We start from the raw sequence: 15,903 nt of genomic DNA on the forward strand, positions 1-15,903 counted from the left end.
CGATCTTTGCCCGGCTTTCATTTGCTATTTCGCCTTCCATGCGGCGGAATCCTTTTTTTCAATATCATATTGAATATCGAGAAACCGTATGCCAAACAGCCACATGCGGTGAAACGCATAAAGCCTGTCCTGCCCCTCTGCTTTGATGATGAACCGTTCGGCAAGGGGCAGTTTAAAAGTTCCGATTTTTGTTGAAAGAAATATACCTTCATCGCCTCGATCTGACTGTTTTTCGCTTGTCAAGATCAGGGATCTCCCTTCTGCCTTCGGCTTTAAAATGCCCGTCATATTGGAATACGGCAATGGAAGGGCAATGTTCATGTATGTCACGTCATCACGGGTATGAACGGAATATAGCGCCACAAAAACGGTGTCCCCTTCTTCATTTGTTCTGATCCAGGCGCGTACATTCTCCCTTCCGTCTTTCGCTGAATCAACACCGACAATCGCACCGTCCATTATTTGCCGGCCTTGTTTGATGCCCAAATGAATTTGGCCTGTCTGTTTTGAGATGAGCTCGTAGATGTAAGCGAGCGGCTTAAACCATGGCCGCCAGACAACCTCCGCTTTTAAAGCGTAGCCCGCCGTGTTTTCATAGAAATCGAAAATGAGAGGAGAAAGCGATTCGGGCCGGAAGCCGCTGCTGCGGAATAGGTTCATATCATCGGCAAGTCCTTTGTAAGATGTATCGTTTTTTAAACGGTGCCGCTGTAAAAAATCGGCGCCGATTCTCCATGTCCCCAAAATCCTGCTCATGTTTTCGCCGGTTGACCTTTCGCTTACCGATTCAGGGCCTTCAAGGCGCCAGCCGATCAGCCCCGGAATGATGACGAAAACAGCGTTGACAAGCCCGTGAACCCAAATCATCTCCTGTATCGTCAACAGCGGTCGGCCGCGAAAACCGCCGTATGAATAAATCAGCGAACATGAGATTGTGAACATCAAGAGCAATGATGAAAAGATGACCAAGGATCTCGCTGCACGGTTTTTGAAGGCTGCCTTCCATACGAGGAAACCGCCGCTGTATAGGGCAGCCAAATATAGCGCAACAGCCGCGACATCAATCGTTTTCGAAAACGATATGCCGACTGCGATCAACAGCGGGGACAGCATGATCACCCATGAAACCGCCGCATAAAAGCGGGTTTTCTTTTTCAGTGTTCTGCCGAGCATTCCATTGAAAATCGGGATGAGAAATGCCGAATAATGAAAATGCACCGCTGTTAAGAGGATAATCAGCGGGCTGAAGTCCATGATTTCAAGGTCTAGCGTATAAGCCAAAAGCCAAAACCCCCCGAAAGGAAGATAAAACAGACCGCTGTCAATCGACGCCTCTTCAAGGCCCTTTCCTCCCCTTTCCCAGAGGCGAAGGGCCCCGTATAAAGCGATCATGCCTGTATAGCATAGCCAGATCCATGAAAAAAGCGGCGAATGGAACAGCAGGGATAATGCAGCGGAACAAGCTGCAAAAGGAAAGCTGCGGATCAACAGCTGATACATCCCGTTGTCATGCTGAATGAGACTGAGCGCAGCCGGTACAAAAAACAACGCTGATAATAAAAGAAGCGCCTCTGCCGGCGGAATATCCGGCGCTTTAGCGAGGAAAAAAGCCGCATAGCAAAGAGCGCTTACACCTAAACGCCAAACAATCATTTCGCCTCCCCCTCTTCCTGAAATGTTCCTTTGTATGAAAACAGTGTTCCGGCTATTTGGTTTTTCACATGGACATCAATCGTAAAACAGCCTTTGTCCTCGTCATACGATTCATTCACAACAGAAGCGCCGTATAAACATTTTGAAAGCGGCAGCTTTTTTCCGAATAAAGGAAGCCATTGTTTGACAGAGACAATCGATAATGATCCATCGGGTTCCGCTTTAAAATGCAGACTTGAAATTAAAATCGGGGGATGCCCGAAAAAATCGATGATTTCCCTGCGCCTTTCATCATAGACCATGACAGCATCAAAATGCCTTTGCTTATCACGGAAAAAGAACGTTCTGCTCCACTCAGCCTCCATCATATTGTTTTTCGTCAGCCGCAGGCTGTTTTCAATCGTAAATGGAACGTTCTTTCCTCTTTCGGGAAAAAAGCAGCGGAATTTCGTCCCCGCTCTAAACAACTGCCTGATCCAAAAAGAGCCTCCCGATATCTCCGTCATCACCCCTTTTCCTCTAAATGCGTTTTCCGTAGTGATACGATACCGCTCCTTGAGCTTTGGATGGAGAAGGTGAAAGTCTTTTATCACTCGTTCATACATGGAATTCAAATGAACGCCTCTTTCTGATCGTATTTCGCGCACTTGGAATCTCCTTTGCGCTCACATAGCCGATAATGGACAAAATGATCAGTGCGGTATTGAGCGCGACGGGATTAAAAGGGTGTGCGAAGGATGTGATATCCGTCATTCCGGCACAGGCTGTAAGCAATACAAGCAGGGCGATATGCGGCAGAAACCATTTCCTTTTACAAACAGGAAACAGCCACAATATACCGAGCGCCATCTCAGCCAATCCGATCAGTTTCAATAGGGACGCCGGAGGAAATCGTCCGCCTGAAAGGGAGGAAAGCATGCTGATTTCCTCAGGGTGCTGCATGATGAGCTTTGGAATGAGCCCCTGATATATCCAAATAAAAGAAAGAAGCAGACAAACGAACCAGTAGATCGCCGTTTTCTGAATAAGCAGCTTTGGATGCAGCCCTTTTTCAAGCCAAATCTTCAGGGCGTCAAAACTCCAGGCGGTCGCCCAGCCGATCAGCGGCCTGAATGCAAGATCAGCGAGGCGCCCAAGCCGGCCGTAATTGGTTTCATAATCGTATTGCGTCATAAAAGCGATCCCGTTTTTAATCTGTTTGTATTTCCAATATCCCCTTCCTTCCCGGATGAGAGAAAGCGGATGGCTGCTCGCGAATGAGAGTGACGAGACTCTGTCACCCGTTTCTTTATACATGCTTCCGGTCGACTCCCCCGTACCGGAAATCTTCAAACCGAAGCCGATTCTCGTTTCATATAAAAACCTTTGCCGCTCACCGGGTCTTCGCTTTAAATAGGTAATGTCTGTAAAACGCAAATCCCATTGTTGATGGAGCTCAGGGTCTTGCGTGTAACGCCAGAGCCGATCCATATCTGTTTGGATTGAGATTTGTACATATATCGGATTTTTTTTCATAACGCCCGTCCTTTGTGAACTTATTCACATTTATAGATTATCATGGAATTCTTTCCGTGTGAACCACTTATTGGCATAAAGCTTATTTTCCGACAGACAAAAAATCCTTGGCTGACTGCGCCAAGGCAAGAAGTGGCTGGTTAAGCCTATAATACCTATGACTCAAAAGATGCTGGAGCCATATTCCTATGATACTAAAATTTCAGAAAAATGTAAACAATTGTGAAATATTTATTTGTCCTGATAGATATCAAGCCCTATTAAATAAGCGCGTATCGTCCTATCAAGGCTCTCCTCTATATCGTAAGGAAGGCCGAAAGCATTGTTTTGCCTGAGTCCGGCAAATCCATGCAGAATGCTTCTCAAGCCTCTGACCGCATGAATGGCCGCATCCGCGTCTAAATGGTACGCTTTGAGAACCGAAAGCACAAGACGGACAATTTTTCCGCCGGCTTCTTCAATCCGTTTGTCCCCATCTTTCGGAACAAAAGTCGCATCATAAAGGCCGGGTCTATTTTTCGCGAATCTCATATAAGCTTTCGCCATCCTCCTGACAGCTTCCTCTTTTTTGGCACCTTGAATCGCTGCGGCCATTTCCTCATAAAGGCTTGTCAGCCCGAAAAGTGCGAGCTCCCTGCGAATTCCGTTTAAGCCCTCTATATGATTGTACAAAGACGGAGGGCGGACATTCAGCTTTTTAGAAAGAGAAGCCAATGTCACGCTGTGAATGCCCTCTTCATCAGCGAGCACAGCAGCAGCTTCAAGTATCATTTCTTTATTCAGCCCTATTCGCGGAGACATCCTTAGTCACCCTTCCTCTTGAATGATGTATAAGCTTCAGTGATCGCTTTTCTCATGCCGGCTGCCGGATCATAGACGAAGCTGCCGTGACCTGCGGCAAGCACTTTCGGCTTCAAATCCAATAGTTTTTCCGCGCTTTCAAGCGCGATTTCTTGATTCCAAGTGGCCAACGCGGGAAACGGAAATGTCAGCTTTAAATGCCCCGATACCGTAATGCCGCTTCTTGTATGATACGAGTCGCCCGCAATCAAAATGCCATGCCTTTCATCCAAAAATGAAACACTTCCAGGTGTATGTCCCGGAGATGCGACCGCCGTTAGAGAGCAGATGCGGTCACCTTCTTTTAAGAGCACATCCGGATTTGTCTTGATATGTTTTGGAACCCCGCCTTTAATGGGAGTTTGTGCCTCTTTCTCAAGCAGCGATCGATCCCCCTTTAACAGACGCGCATCCCGTTCAGATATGTAAACCTGAGCATCTGGCAGGTGTTGTTTTAAGGAATCAAGTGAACCGACATGGTCGCTGTGGGCATGGGTCAGCACGATCCGTTTAATCGGCTGTCCGAAGTTAGCTGCAGCTTCGAGAATACCCCTTTTGCTGAGCGCAATCCCTGCATCGATTAATGTCAACCCGTCTTCTTCTTGAACGAGATAACAGTTTACAGGAAAGACGCGCGGAAAAAATGTCAATTGGCAAACCGATTGATACTGTGTGATTCTCAACTGTTTTCACCTCTCAATAAATAAAAAACTAACACTATTAGTTTTTATTATAAAACTAATGGTATTAGTTTTTCAAGATATTTATTTCCCGCGCTGTACAGCTACATAGATGGCGACTTGGGCATTTTCGCGATCAGCTGCGTTTTCGTTATACACCTCAAAATCTCCTGTATATGTACGGATCTGTTTTTGCTCCCATCCCCAGATGTCCCGCCACGTGTCAAACACAACTTCTTCAAGTCTTCCCCGCCGCGAGATGAAAACGGCATACTCTGAAGCCGGAAGTGTGATGACATTGCGATCATCGTCTTCAGGTTCGCCAAAAGTTCCGATTGAAAACGTATATGAACCATGCTCATCTGTTTCATAATCGGAATAGAGTGCGATGATATCGCGCGGGATTTGATGTGACGAAAGCGGGCTGTTTTTGTGGAACCATTCCCACATGGAAGAAATTTTGCCCTTTCCTGAAGCTTCCCCTTTATTGCTTGTCACGGTCGATATACCGGTAAATTGTTTTGTATTCAATTTCTCGAAATGGGAGAAGCTCGTACCCGTCTCTTTAGCGGCCGATCTCCATCTTTTTAAATGAGGCAGTGTGCTTTCAAGCAGCTTCCTCGCTTCCACCTCTGTTTTGCCCTCCTCCTTTAAATAAGGGACACAGATCTCGATCATATCCTGCAAGGTGGCATCAGGCTGTTTGAACTGTCCCTCCCCGTAGCAGTACTTGCAGTAATCGCGGTTTTTGCCCCCGCCTTTTTCTGTACCGAGCTCTTCATGATCCATTGGCATTCCGCAGCTTTGGCAAATGAGTGTTTTCATTTTTCATTCCTCCTTTTTCAACAGCATACAAAAAGAAACCTGACAGCATTGTGTCAAGTTTCATATAAATCAATAATTTGTTTGGCCAAGCTTTTGACGTTTTGGCGAATATGAGGCGGATCAAGGACTTCAATATGGGTTCCGAACTGCAGCAAAAACCTGTAGAGCCAAGGGTCTTCAGGGTACGATATGATGGCGGTGCACCTGCCGTTTTCATATGTCAAAGCGTCAAAGCCGAACCATTCTCTCGCCAACAGCTCTCCGGACGGATGAATGCGCAGGGTAATGTCCGTCATGTTTTCCGGCTTATACCATGACGACTCCCATGGAAGAGAGGCCAAATCGACCTCCCTTCGCTGAAACGGCTCGGATAATATACGGATGTCTTTCATCCGGACGAGCTTAAAAAAGCGAAACGCTTGTCTTTTCAGACAATAAGCATATAAATACCAATGCCGTGCCTTTAAAACAAGGGTGTGCGGCTCGGTAATCCGGCTGCCCGTTTGTCCGTCACGATTAACATATGTAAAAGATACGGTATTCAAGCTGTCGGCCGCTTGATTTAACATCTTGATCTTTTTCTTTATCCCTTCGCTTTCTCCCCAGGATGAAATATCGATAAACCATCTTTTTGTTTTTTCGCGGTACAGCGGCATTTCTTCTTCTGAGACGAGAAGGCGGATCTTTTCCAGGGCGTTTCCGTTCTGAAAGGCTTCATAGGTTGATGAGACGCTTTCCAGCGCCGTCGTGATGGCCGCCAGCTCATCAGCCGAAAGAAGCTTATTTTCCAGACGGAACTGCTCCATGAGGCTAATCCCGCCTCCGGCTCCCTGTGATGTCACAATCGGGATGCCGGCCTGATTGATCGCTTCAATATCCCGGTAAATCGTTCGGACGGAAACTTCGAATAGATCTGCAAGCTCTTTAGCCTGTACGCGCCTTTTTCTGACCAATAAAATCACGATTGCCAAAAGCCGGTCAATTTTCATCATGTTCTCCTCTCATTCCTCTGTACTTCTGTTTTTTTCCGGGATCTTCGTCCCATTAACATTCAAAACTTAACTTTATGGTTACGATTTGAACAGTTTGGACATATACTTCATTAAAAAAGGAGGTTTTTCAAAAATTACACTTTATGTTGTCCAATTGTTCGCGATTGTGTTGATCATCTATATCAGATTCAAGCGATCCATCGGTTTTCAGCCCTTGAACCGTGCGCGCTTGATGTTCAGAATCGTTCTCTTTTCGGTTATTTTTTTATTCTTGCTGACGATGAGCGCTCTTCATCCGCTCTCATATCTTTATGATCTGATCGGAATCGGATTCGGGTTTTTGCTGACAGCGTATGCGCTCAAACATGTATCCCTCGAAAACCGCGACGGTGTAATTTATTTCCGCACCCATCTATGGGTCGAACTGCTTGTTCTTTGCTTGTTTTTATACCGGTTTCTCTTTCGGATCATCGAAATCAATGCGGTTGAAGACGCTTCGTTAAAAAGCGGATCAGCGGCATACGGTGCTCTATTTGCACAGGACCCGGCGACAATGATCGCTCTTTTTGTACTGGCCGTTTATTATGTCGGCTTCTCTTTTTTTGTTTTGAAAAAAGGAAAATTAGAAGAAAACCGCTCAGTATAAAAGGCAAACTCATTGCCTCGAGTTTGCCTTTTATACGGTCAGTCATGCCGTGTGTGATCGATCATTTGCTTTAGCACATCCAGGACATGCTGATCCTCGGGGGAATAAAAAATCGACGTCCCCGCTCTCCTTGATTTCACCAGGCGCAGGTTTTTCAAAAATCTCAGCTGATGAGAAACGGTTGACTGCAGAAGGCTGAGCTTTTCCGCAATTTCATTGACCGAATGCTCGCCTTGTGACAGCAAATGCAGGATTTTAATTCTCGTAGGGTCTGAGAGCGCTTTAAACGTCTGTGAGACAAGAAATAGCGTCTCTTCATCCAGCTCAATCCGCCCTTTTTCGATGTCTTGTTTGTGTTCGTTCATGATTTCACCTTTTCCGCGCGACTTTTACCTCCATATCATATACCAAAACATGCGGGATTGAAAAGTTTTCGGCCAAAGTCAAGTGGAAAACAATGCCCCCTGAAGAGCTTTTATATATCTTTCGGCAGACTTCTGAACGCGCTCACCGGCGTTCTGTTTCACAATCCGGTGAAAAGCATTGTACAGCCTGTTGTACGGAATATTCTTTACTTGATCGGCCATTTCTTTCACCTTGCCGGCCGGAAGCGGAATCAGGTTGGGGTAGCTGTACATAAAGCTGACCCACTCCTGGTCCTGCACGACTGTGATGATATCTCCTGTAAGGAGGACACCCTTCCCGTCATCACCGTTTTTCCAGTGGCAAACGGCACCACCTTTAAAATGACCCCCAAGCCGATGTAAGGTGATCCCCGCTGAGAGCTCAAGAGATTCCCCGGACCAAAACACGATCCGTTCACTTGGCCTTTGCACCCATTTCCTGTCATCTTCATGGATATAGATCGGCGCATCAAAGGCTTCCGCCCATTCCGTCTGGGCTGAATAATAATGCGGGTGTGACAGGGCAATCGCTTGAATCCCCCCGATTTTCTTGATATCCTCTATCGTTTTTTCATCTAAATATGTAATACAGTCCCATAGCAAATGAAAGCCGGGTTCCTGAAGCAAATAGGCTGTCTGCCCGATTGCAAATCCCGGCTTTGTCGTCAGGCTGTACAGGCCTTCTTCTTCAAAACAGATGTCATTTTGGAATCTGCGGCTACCCTTCAGCTCTTCAAGCGTTGTCCATTTTTGCCCCGCCGGATTGACATACTGCCTTTCTTCATCGCAGATGTTGCATACAGCCGGCGGTTCAGATGTTAAATCATATTGGACGCCACAGGTTGTACAAATATATTTTTTCAAACGATTCATCCCCTTTCTATTACATTTTACCATCTATTCATTATTTTTTGATTATTCGGTTATTTTTCTTAAGATCTGACTTCTGCCAACTGTAAAAGTCGTAGCGGCTGAGCACTTCCATTCGGCATAGAAACGTCTTCAGCTTCCGTCCAGCCTATTCATTTTATTCATATTCTAGCATGATATAAGTCTTTAAATCTCCTTTGTTCCCATTTATAAACAAAGCAGCACCCGGAAAATCCGGATGCTAACGGTTTGCTCTTTGATATATCTGCTCCAATTGAGATAGGGAAATGTCTCCCGCCGCATAATCAACAGCGGCGTCGACAATTTGGTCAAAGCTTTCGGCTGAAGTGCTCGTCTCTTTGATTTGCCTTTCATACCGCTCAAGCTCTTTCTGCTGCCTTGCTAAATCTTCTTCTTTTCCATCGTAATCGGCAGCATTCATCGTTTCCATATTTCGCTTTACCGCTTCAACATAACCTTCAAGATCATCCATTTTCAACATTCTCCTTGCTTTTTTTCAAAAGCATTTGCCAAACCAGTTGTTTTTATACTGTTAAAAACCGTTTTGATATGCTTGCTAGCACCTCAAAAAACATTTAAAATATGCTTGATTTCATCAACTGATTCATAAGGAGTTTAAAAAGTCATTGAAAAAAAACTTTCGCTTAAACGAAGCCTTACACTTGCTCCCCTTGTCGTGATTGGGCTCGCCTACATGGACCCGCTCGTTGTCTTTGATTCCTACGGAGTGGTTGCCCAGATGACAAAAGGGCACGTTCCGGCTGCCTATCTTTTTACGATCGCTGCCCTGCTGCTGACGGCTTTAAGCTACGGCAGCATGGTCAAAGCCTATCCGAAAGCCGGATCGGTTTATACATATGCATATGAAAGCATCCATCCGCATGCCGGTTTTGTGGCCGGCTGGACGATTCTGCTCGATTATTTATTTTTGCCGATGGTGAATTTTGCGATCGGCAGCGCCTATCTGTCAGCGGCTTTTCCGGACATTCCCCACGGCCTTTGGGTCGTTTTTCTCGCGCTTTCGATTACGGTCGTCAATATGTTAGGCATCAAATTAACGGCAAACATTACGGCGCTGTTCGTCGCTTTTCAAGTGATCGTCGCGCTGACGTTTGCCGGATTGATGATCACAGGTCTGGCCCGCGGGCTTGGCACCGGAGAGCTGATCTCAGCCGATCCGTTTTATCGGCCTGATATGGAGCCATCTTTGATTGTCTCGGGGGCGACGATATTATGTTTTTCTTTTTTGGGCTTTGACGCCATTTCCACAATGTCGGAAGAAACGATCGATCCGAAGAAAAACATTCCTCTGGCGATCTTTTTAACGGTGGCCGTCGGCGGAACGCTGTTCACTGCGATTTCTTATTTGATGCATCAGGTATATCCAGCCTTTGACAGCTTTCACCATGCCGACTCGGCTTCTTTGGAGATTGCCTTTTATACGGGCGGCGCATTTTTGCGGTCTTTCTTCTTAGCGGGAACGATGGTCGCGGTCATTTCATCATCGCTTTCCTCGCATGCGAGTGCATCCAGGCTTTTGTATGCGATGGGGCGCGACAACTCACTGCCGAAACGTTTTTTCGGTTATGTCCATCCACGGCTGAGAACACCGGTTTTTAATATCCTTTTCATCGGTCTGATTTCACTGACGGCCATGATTGGAGAGCTTGAAGTCATTTACTCATTCATCAGCTTCGGTGCATTGATCGGATTTATCTTTGTTCATCTTTCTGTCATCGGCCACTACTTCATTCGCCGGCGGGAAAAAGGACTGTTCAAGATCATCCGCTATCTCGTTCTGCCTTTTTTAGGCGCCTCGTTTTGCGGATGGCTGTTACTGAGCGTCGGTAAAAATGCGTTCATCATCGGAATCATTTGGCTGATTGGCGGATTTTTGTATTTTTGGTTCCGGGTTCGCTCACTTCCAAACACAGCTTTAGGATTTGATGAAATGACCTAAAAAAGACGCTGATATATCGCTTGGTCTTTAGGTCTGATCTATGTCATAATAAATATGGCACTAGGGCGCTACAGAGGTGAAACCATTGAAGAGAAAGAAATCATCAGGATGTTTGGCCGGAGCTGGCTGCTCGTCGTTTTTTGTGTTTGTTGCCTTGATCGTGTTTTTTGCCTTCTCCGGACTGGACCAGTTGAAATGGCTTCCTCTCGACACTGAGACGAATATCATCGGGAGATTGACAGATTACAAGCCTTTTGTTGAACAAGAGCTCGAAGAAAAGGGGCTTTCGCAATACACATCTCTTTTGCTCGGCATGATGTATCAGGAGTCAAAAGGCAGGGGCAATGATCCGATGCAGTCGTCAGAATCCCTCGGAATGAAACGAAATGAAATTGATGACCCGAAAGCCAGCATTAAACAAGGTGTGCGCCATTTTGCAGAAATGTATGAGAAAGGTCAGAAAAAAGGCGTCGATTTAGCCACGATTGTACAAAGCTATAACATGGGAGCCGGCTATATCGATTACGTCTCTGAACACGGCAAAAAACACACGGAAAAGCTGGCGAAAGAATTTTCTGAAAAACAAGTCGAAAAGAATCCCGGTCTATACAATTGCGGCGGGGATAAGAACAATTTCCGCTATCCATATTGCTACGGTGATTACTCATACACCGAAAAGGTAATGGAACGAACAAAAAAAGTGGAAGAACACATTCAAGGGTTGACCTTGGAGGATGAGTGAGACGATCTGGGCGGTTTTCGCCCGGCTCGTCTTATTTCATTGCAGCGAACATAAGCATCGCCTGCTTGATCGCATGCCATGCTTGTTAAAGTCCGCGGGACAGAATCTGACCTGTCATTAAGCTAAAAAACCGCCCTTTTTCAACATCTCTCTCACTTCATCTTTTGAAATCAAATGGTCTTTTGAACTTAACTTTTCAGTTTGCAAAGGATTGCAGTTTGTGTAATTTGCCCGTAATTCAGGAATATTGATCGACGGCAGCACAACTGACAGATCTTTCGAGAGAGAGACGGCGTGCTGGCGTTCGTGTGTTGAAATTAAAAGCTCATGAATTTTTTCCCCCGGTCTAGCACCGCTTTCTATGATGGAGGATTTGTCATTTCCATATGTTTCGATCAATATTTCCGCCATGTCCAAGATCCTGAAAGCCGGTGAGTTCATAATGAAAATCTCCCCGCCTTGTCCTTTGATGGCTGCCTCTAACAAGAGCTCAATCGTTTTTTCCTTTGTTAAAAAGAAACGTGTCATTCTCATATCCGTGATGGACACCTGGTTTTTTTGCCTGATTTGATCTTTAAATAGATGCAAAACGCTTCCGCTGCTTCCGAGCACATTTCCTCCCCTCACACAAATAAAGGCCGTTTTTCCATATAGATGGTTCGCATAAACAATCAGCTTCTCGCCGATCGCTTTCGTCATCCCATAAAAGTTGACAGGGTCTGCCGCCTTGTCGGTCGATACGTTGATCACTTTTTTTACACCGTTTTCAATCGCTGCTTCAATGACGTTTTCTGTTCCTGACACATTGGTTTTCAATGCTTCAAGCGGCTGTTCTTCACAAACCGGCACATGCTTCAGCGCAGCTAAATGAAAGACGTAATCGACTCCTTTAAGTCCTGCATGAAGCGCTTTTCGATCGCGGATATCGCCGATGAAAAACGCGAGTCTCGGATCTTCTATCTGCCGTCTCATCTGCACCTGTCTCTCTTCGTTTCTGGAAAATACAGTTATTTTTTTAGGGTTTAAGGCCAGCAGCTGAAGGATGAGTTCATGCCCCCATGAACCTGTTCCCCCCGTAATGAAGATCGTTTTATTCTCAAACATTCCTGTTCCTCCTTCAGTAAACTTCAGATGGAAATATCGCTATCCGATGGTGACTCCTTCAAACAACGAAGTCCACAAAGCATTATTTGACTTCCATATTTCTTGATCAGGTAATTCAACAGCGCAAATTTTCTCTAATGGCCAATTTTTTTCGATAATGGTTTTGACGTTCGAATGCCGCACCAGAAGGACATGAAAGTCATGCTGAACCAAACCAGATAAAACGCGTTCAAGCTCCTGCGCTTCTTCGAAACTGCCTTCTGTCCTGACAAACAGAATGCGGTTACTGCTAGACAACTTTTCCAAAAAACGGTTGATTCTTCTGTTGAATTTCTCCATTACGGCAGGATAAGTTGCCAGATGGTCAAGTGTATTTTTATTCGCGTCAAAATCATGAACAGATCCGACGTTATAGAGGTCGTCTACTACATAAATAGTAGAATTCTCTTTTTTCTCGCCGGTATTATAGCCGATGATTCTGAGGTTTTTCGGATCCATAAATCCCGCGAACTTATTTCGAAGAAGCTGGTTGAGATCTGTGAGGGAATTCGTAGTCACCCAGTCGAGAGGACCTGCAAACGGTCTTAAATCATTATCTCTTAGCTGTATTGCCGCCAAGCAAAGGTGTCCTAAGCTGAAAATGGCGTCATAATGACCTTTAATGTCTTTTAAATTCATATTCCTAACACCCCTTGAATCCCTCCTATTAAACCCGCTTATTTCATACTAGGTGAAGTAAAAGTAAAGCGCTGCTTTTTAGTATTGTATGCCGCACAAGCGGCAAAGGTAAAAGACAACCACCTATTCCTTGATGATTTGAAAGGGAACTGAAAATAATAGGATAAAAAAATAAAAGCCTTCGATTTCCGAAGGCTGACCATAACGCATTGATTAATTGTTTTCGCTTTCTTCATTGCTCTGTGCTGCTTGCAGAATCTTTACAGTCTCCGTATTGGCGAGTGTATGTTCTTCAGGCAATGATTCTTTCAGTTTGTTTAACACATCATCCCTCATGCCTTTCATGTTTTCCTTTGATTCAGAATTCGATACTGTCGTATCAGAAGGCAGTGATGCTATAATTTCTTCTAAATCTTCGCGATCCATATTTCCTGAAGCCACCGCCCTTTGAATATCCTTTAAAACCTTATGGTTACTTTCCAAAATACTATTATTCATATTTTCAAGAATGGAAGTTAAATCTGTCAATAAAGGCTTCATGCTGTCGTCGATATCATCTAAATTCAGTTCATCCTCAGAATCTAGGGAACCTTCCTGTTGCTTCGTCCGTTCTTCAACAAGTTCCATCAGCATTTCCAAATATTTCGTCCACCACTTGGCATCCATTTCTTGATTTAGCGTCCCGAGCAAATGATTGACAATTCGATTTTTGTTCATTTGATCTCACTCCTTAATTTTTCACAGTATTTTGATAAACATCGAGAACTTTTCTGACGGCTTGATCCATATCCCAATGTTTCTTCGCAAACTCTTTGGCGTTTTTGCCTAATGTTGTTCTGAAACCATCGTCTCCCAATAAGCGGCCCATCAAACCTGCTAAAGCATTCGCATCCCCTTTTGGCGCAATAAGACCAGTCACTTCATGAGTGACCATTTCCGGCAGTCCTCCGGCATCACTCACAACAGCGGGAACCCCGGCAATTTGTGCTTCAATTAGAGATAAAGGCTGATTATCCAACAGACTCGGGAGAACATACATATCGGCAAAGGACAGTAAATAAGGCACATCATCACGATTTTTCAGAAAGACAACATCGTTTGAAAGACCGAGTTGTTCGCTTTGAATTCTGAGTCCTGCCAGCTTCTCCCCTTCCCCGACAATCCAGCAAACCCAATCATTCCGGGTGTTTTTCAGTTGGCCAAGGGCTGATAGTAAATGGTGAACACCTTTGTTTTCGATCAGCCTGCCGGTAAATAAAATGACTTTTTTGTCTGTTTGAGGAACATCAGCTGTTTTTGAATTCATCCGGTTTAAAAAACCATCAATGTCATATCCGTATTGCATAACGCGAACTTGCCGCTCGGGAACCGAAAATTCTCCCGTTAAAATGTTCTTTAGCCAATTGTTGGCAACGATCGTCGTATCTGGTGATGTGGCACCCTTTTGTTCAAGATGATCAAAATATGCTCTTGCCATATGGGATGTGGAGGATCTGTGGATCGTTTTAAGCTGGTCCCTGATTTCGTAAGTGACACTTCCGTGAAGTGTCGTGACAAGTGCCGTATTTCGGGGCAGCACTCTTTTGAGACTCGCGCTAGCGATGATATCTTGCGCATGAATCAGATCGTATTTTTCCAATCCTAAATAAGCAGCTCCCAGTTCATATACGGAACGGTGAATCTCAGTATAATTGACCAATTGATTTGCTTGAATTTCCGGAATGCTGTTCATAATTTTCTCAACCAAAGGAAGGAGCTGACCTTTTTCTATGCTGCGATTTTCGTTCACAATATGAACGATACTGTTGTCTTTCCCAAATCCAAGTAAATCAACATCATGTCCTAAAGACTCAAGTCTTTCTTTGAGTTGTTCCATATAAGTCCATACACCACCTACATGGGGTATATTCCAATAAGTGGCAAGCAGTATTTTCATATGCATCTCCCTTTTATTATTTCTATAAAATGCTCTAATTATTTATATTGTCTATTTCTATATCTTGTGTAGACGATTATCTATGTTTAAGAGTAATATTTTTTTGGAAGAAAGCCCGCTGCATCAGCCTATGTTTAGTAGACAGGGGAAATCACCCAAACACACGAGACGGCCCATGGCCTAGTTTTTCTTGTAAAATATATGTATTGAAACATCATGGAGATGAGCAGCGGTTTCACTCTGTCACATCAGCTGTAAACCGCCGATCCGGAATGCGATCCGTTCGCAAACGGATATTTCCACATAAAAAACCCCTAAAGGCAAACAGATTTTCATCTGTCCCTGCCTTTAGGGGTGATGCTTAATAGTATGGCGAAATCAGAATATAAACGAGAACACCTGTCAGACTGACATACAGCCAAAGCGGCATCGTCCAGCGGGCGATTTTGCGGTGGCGTTCCACCTGCATGCTAAGCCCCCTGAACAAGGTGAATAATGCGAGCGGAACGATTACAGCCGATAAAACAATGTGTGTGATCAGAATAAAAAAGTAAATCGGCCTGATGATCCCTTCCCCTCCAAAGTGGGTATCGGGCATCAGCGAATGATAAATCAGGTATGACACTAGAAAGATGGTCGTTGTGGTAAAAGCGGCAAAAATAAACCGTTTGTGCGCTTTGATGTTTTTTTGCTTGATCATAAAAAGCGCAGCCACTAAAAAAATGAATGTAAAACTATTGCAGACCGCGTTGAGCAAGGGCAAAAAAGTCAAGTCCAAATGGGCGAACTTGTCGCTTTTCGGCATCAGAAACAATAGCGCAATGACGCCGTTGATGATGATAGTCAAAGCGACGACAATGCCTGTATAGCTTTTATTTTTTTCTGTAAGGCTCATTTTGAATAATCTCTCCTATTTGTGCAAGCTATCCAAATCGTATGCAAATTCCGGGGGAATGTCAACGTTTTCGGCCTGTTCGCCCAAATTTGGACATAAAATAGACAAAAATCCCCTCTGCCGGTTTGTCCGGTGAGGGGAT

General features: G+C 44.8%; 18 protein-coding genes. 3 read left to right on the forward strand and 15 right to left on the reverse strand.

From position 1 onward, the window contains the following. Positions 1-24: 24 nt before the first annotated feature. The 7 genes from P3X63_RS11205 to P3X63_RS11235 form a co-directional block, all read right to left on the reverse strand. Positions 25-1,653 carry a YndJ family protein gene (locus P3X63_RS11205; protein ID WP_277692866.1) on the reverse strand — a complete coding sequence of 543 codons (1,629 nt, stop codon included), beginning with the start codon at positions 1,651-1,653 and terminating at the stop codon, positions 25-27. Next, on the reverse strand, positions 1,650-2,267 hold the full coding sequence (locus tag P3X63_RS11210) for a DUF4166 domain-containing protein (protein WP_277692923.1): 618 nt from the start codon (positions 2,265-2,267) through the stop codon (positions 1,650-1,652). Before P3X63_RS11210 ends, P3X63_RS11205 begins: the two co-directional genes overlap by 4 nt. Next, entirely contained in the window at positions 2,251-3,168 is a 918-nt protein-coding gene (locus tag P3X63_RS11215; protein WP_277692867.1) for a DoxX-like family protein, read from the reverse strand. Before P3X63_RS11215 ends, P3X63_RS11210 begins: the two co-directional genes overlap by 17 nt. A 231-nt stretch (positions 3,169-3,399) precedes the next feature. Continuing rightward, positions 3,400-3,969, reverse strand: coding sequence for a TetR/AcrR family transcriptional regulator (locus P3X63_RS11220; protein WP_277692868.1), 570 nt, complete (start codon positions 3,967-3,969; stop codon positions 3,400-3,402). Between the two features lie 2 nt (positions 3,970-3,971). Continuing rightward, positions 3,972-4,691, reverse strand: coding sequence for an MBL fold metallo-hydrolase (locus tag P3X63_RS11225; RefSeq protein WP_026587406.1), 720 nt, complete (start codon positions 4,689-4,691; stop codon positions 3,972-3,974). Positions 4,692-4,772: 81 nt separating this feature from the next. Next, entirely contained in the window at positions 4,773-5,513 is a 741-nt protein-coding gene (locus tag P3X63_RS11230; RefSeq protein ID WP_277690692.1) for a zinc ribbon domain-containing protein, read from the reverse strand. A 53-nt stretch (positions 5,514-5,566) separates the two neighbouring features. Continuing rightward, on the reverse strand, positions 5,567-6,502 hold the full coding sequence (locus P3X63_RS11235; protein ID WP_277692924.1) for a helix-turn-helix transcriptional regulator: 936 nt from the start codon (positions 6,500-6,502) through the stop codon (positions 5,567-5,569). Positions 6,503-6,599: 97 nt separating this feature from the next. On the opposite strand from P3X63_RS11235, the gene P3X63_RS11240 reads away from it, so the two are divergent. Further along, complete coding sequence (locus tag P3X63_RS11240; RefSeq protein WP_236251132.1) at positions 6,600-7,151, forward strand: CcdC protein domain-containing protein; 552 nt, start codon at positions 6,600-6,602, stop codon at positions 7,149-7,151. A 38-nt stretch (positions 7,152-7,189) separates the two neighbouring features. Here P3X63_RS11240 and czrA read toward each other — a convergent pair whose 3' ends face one another. From czrA to P3X63_RS11255, 3 genes are all read right to left on the reverse strand, one after another. Beyond that, positions 7,190-7,516: a Zn(II)-responsive metalloregulatory transcriptional repressor CzrA gene (czrA, locus tag P3X63_RS11245; RefSeq protein WP_077736649.1), complete on the reverse strand. Its 327-nt coding sequence runs from the start codon at positions 7,514-7,516 to the stop codon at positions 7,190-7,192. Positions 7,517-7,594: 78 nt separating this feature from the next. After that, on the reverse strand, positions 7,595-8,419 hold the full coding sequence (locus P3X63_RS11250; RefSeq protein WP_026587411.1) for an MBL fold metallo-hydrolase: 825 nt from the start codon (positions 8,417-8,419) through the stop codon (positions 7,595-7,597). A 247-nt stretch (positions 8,420-8,666) separates the two neighbouring features. Next, complete coding sequence (locus P3X63_RS11255; protein ID WP_026587412.1) at positions 8,667-8,918, reverse strand: YnfE family protein; 252 nt, start codon at positions 8,916-8,918, stop codon at positions 8,667-8,669. Between the two features lie 153 nt (positions 8,919-9,071). Here P3X63_RS11255 and P3X63_RS11260 point away from each other — a divergent pair, with 153 nt between their 5' ends. Both P3X63_RS11260 and P3X63_RS11265 read left to right on the forward strand, forming a co-directional pair. Next, entirely contained in the window at positions 9,072-10,406 is a 1,335-nt protein-coding gene (locus P3X63_RS11260; RefSeq protein WP_347176597.1) for an APC family permease, read from the forward strand. Positions 10,407-10,491: 85 nt separating this feature from the next. Then, complete coding sequence (locus tag P3X63_RS11265; protein ID WP_035428123.1) at positions 10,492-11,148, forward strand: lysozyme family protein; 657 nt, start codon at positions 10,492-10,494, stop codon at positions 11,146-11,148. 117 nt (positions 11,149-11,265) lie between these two features. Here the strand turns inward: P3X63_RS11265 and P3X63_RS11270 are convergent, their stop codons facing one another. From P3X63_RS11270 to P3X63_RS11290, 5 genes are all read right to left on the reverse strand, one after another. Continuing rightward, complete coding sequence (locus P3X63_RS11270; RefSeq protein ID WP_277690700.1) at positions 11,266-12,252, reverse strand: polysaccharide biosynthesis protein; 987 nt, start codon at positions 12,250-12,252, stop codon at positions 11,266-11,268. A gap of 39 nt (positions 12,253-12,291) precedes the next feature. Beyond that, positions 12,292-12,930: a DUF1796 family putative cysteine peptidase gene (locus P3X63_RS11275; RefSeq protein WP_026587416.1), complete on the reverse strand. Its 639-nt coding sequence runs from the start codon at positions 12,928-12,930 to the stop codon at positions 12,292-12,294. A 213-nt stretch (positions 12,931-13,143) separates the two neighbouring features. Next, the gene (locus P3X63_RS11280; protein WP_026587417.1) at positions 13,144-13,647 is read right to left on the reverse strand and encodes a hypothetical protein; all 504 of its coding nucleotides are present in this window, start codon (positions 13,645-13,647) and stop codon (positions 13,144-13,146) included. Positions 13,648-13,660: 13 nt separating this feature from the next. Next, complete coding sequence (locus P3X63_RS11285; RefSeq protein ID WP_026587418.1) at positions 13,661-14,866, reverse strand: glycosyltransferase family 4 protein; 1,206 nt, start codon at positions 14,864-14,866, stop codon at positions 13,661-13,663. A 361-nt stretch (positions 14,867-15,227) separates the two neighbouring features. Continuing rightward, on the reverse strand, positions 15,228-15,761 hold the full coding sequence (locus tag P3X63_RS11290) for a DUF420 domain-containing protein (protein ID WP_026587419.1): 534 nt from the start codon (positions 15,759-15,761) through the stop codon (positions 15,228-15,230). Between the last annotated feature and the right edge of the window lie 142 nt (positions 15,762-15,903).

Source organism: Bacillus sp. HSf4, from assembly GCF_029537375.1.
Classification (GTDB): Bacteria; Bacillota; Bacilli; order Bacillales; family Bacillaceae; genus Bacillus; species Bacillus sonorensis_A.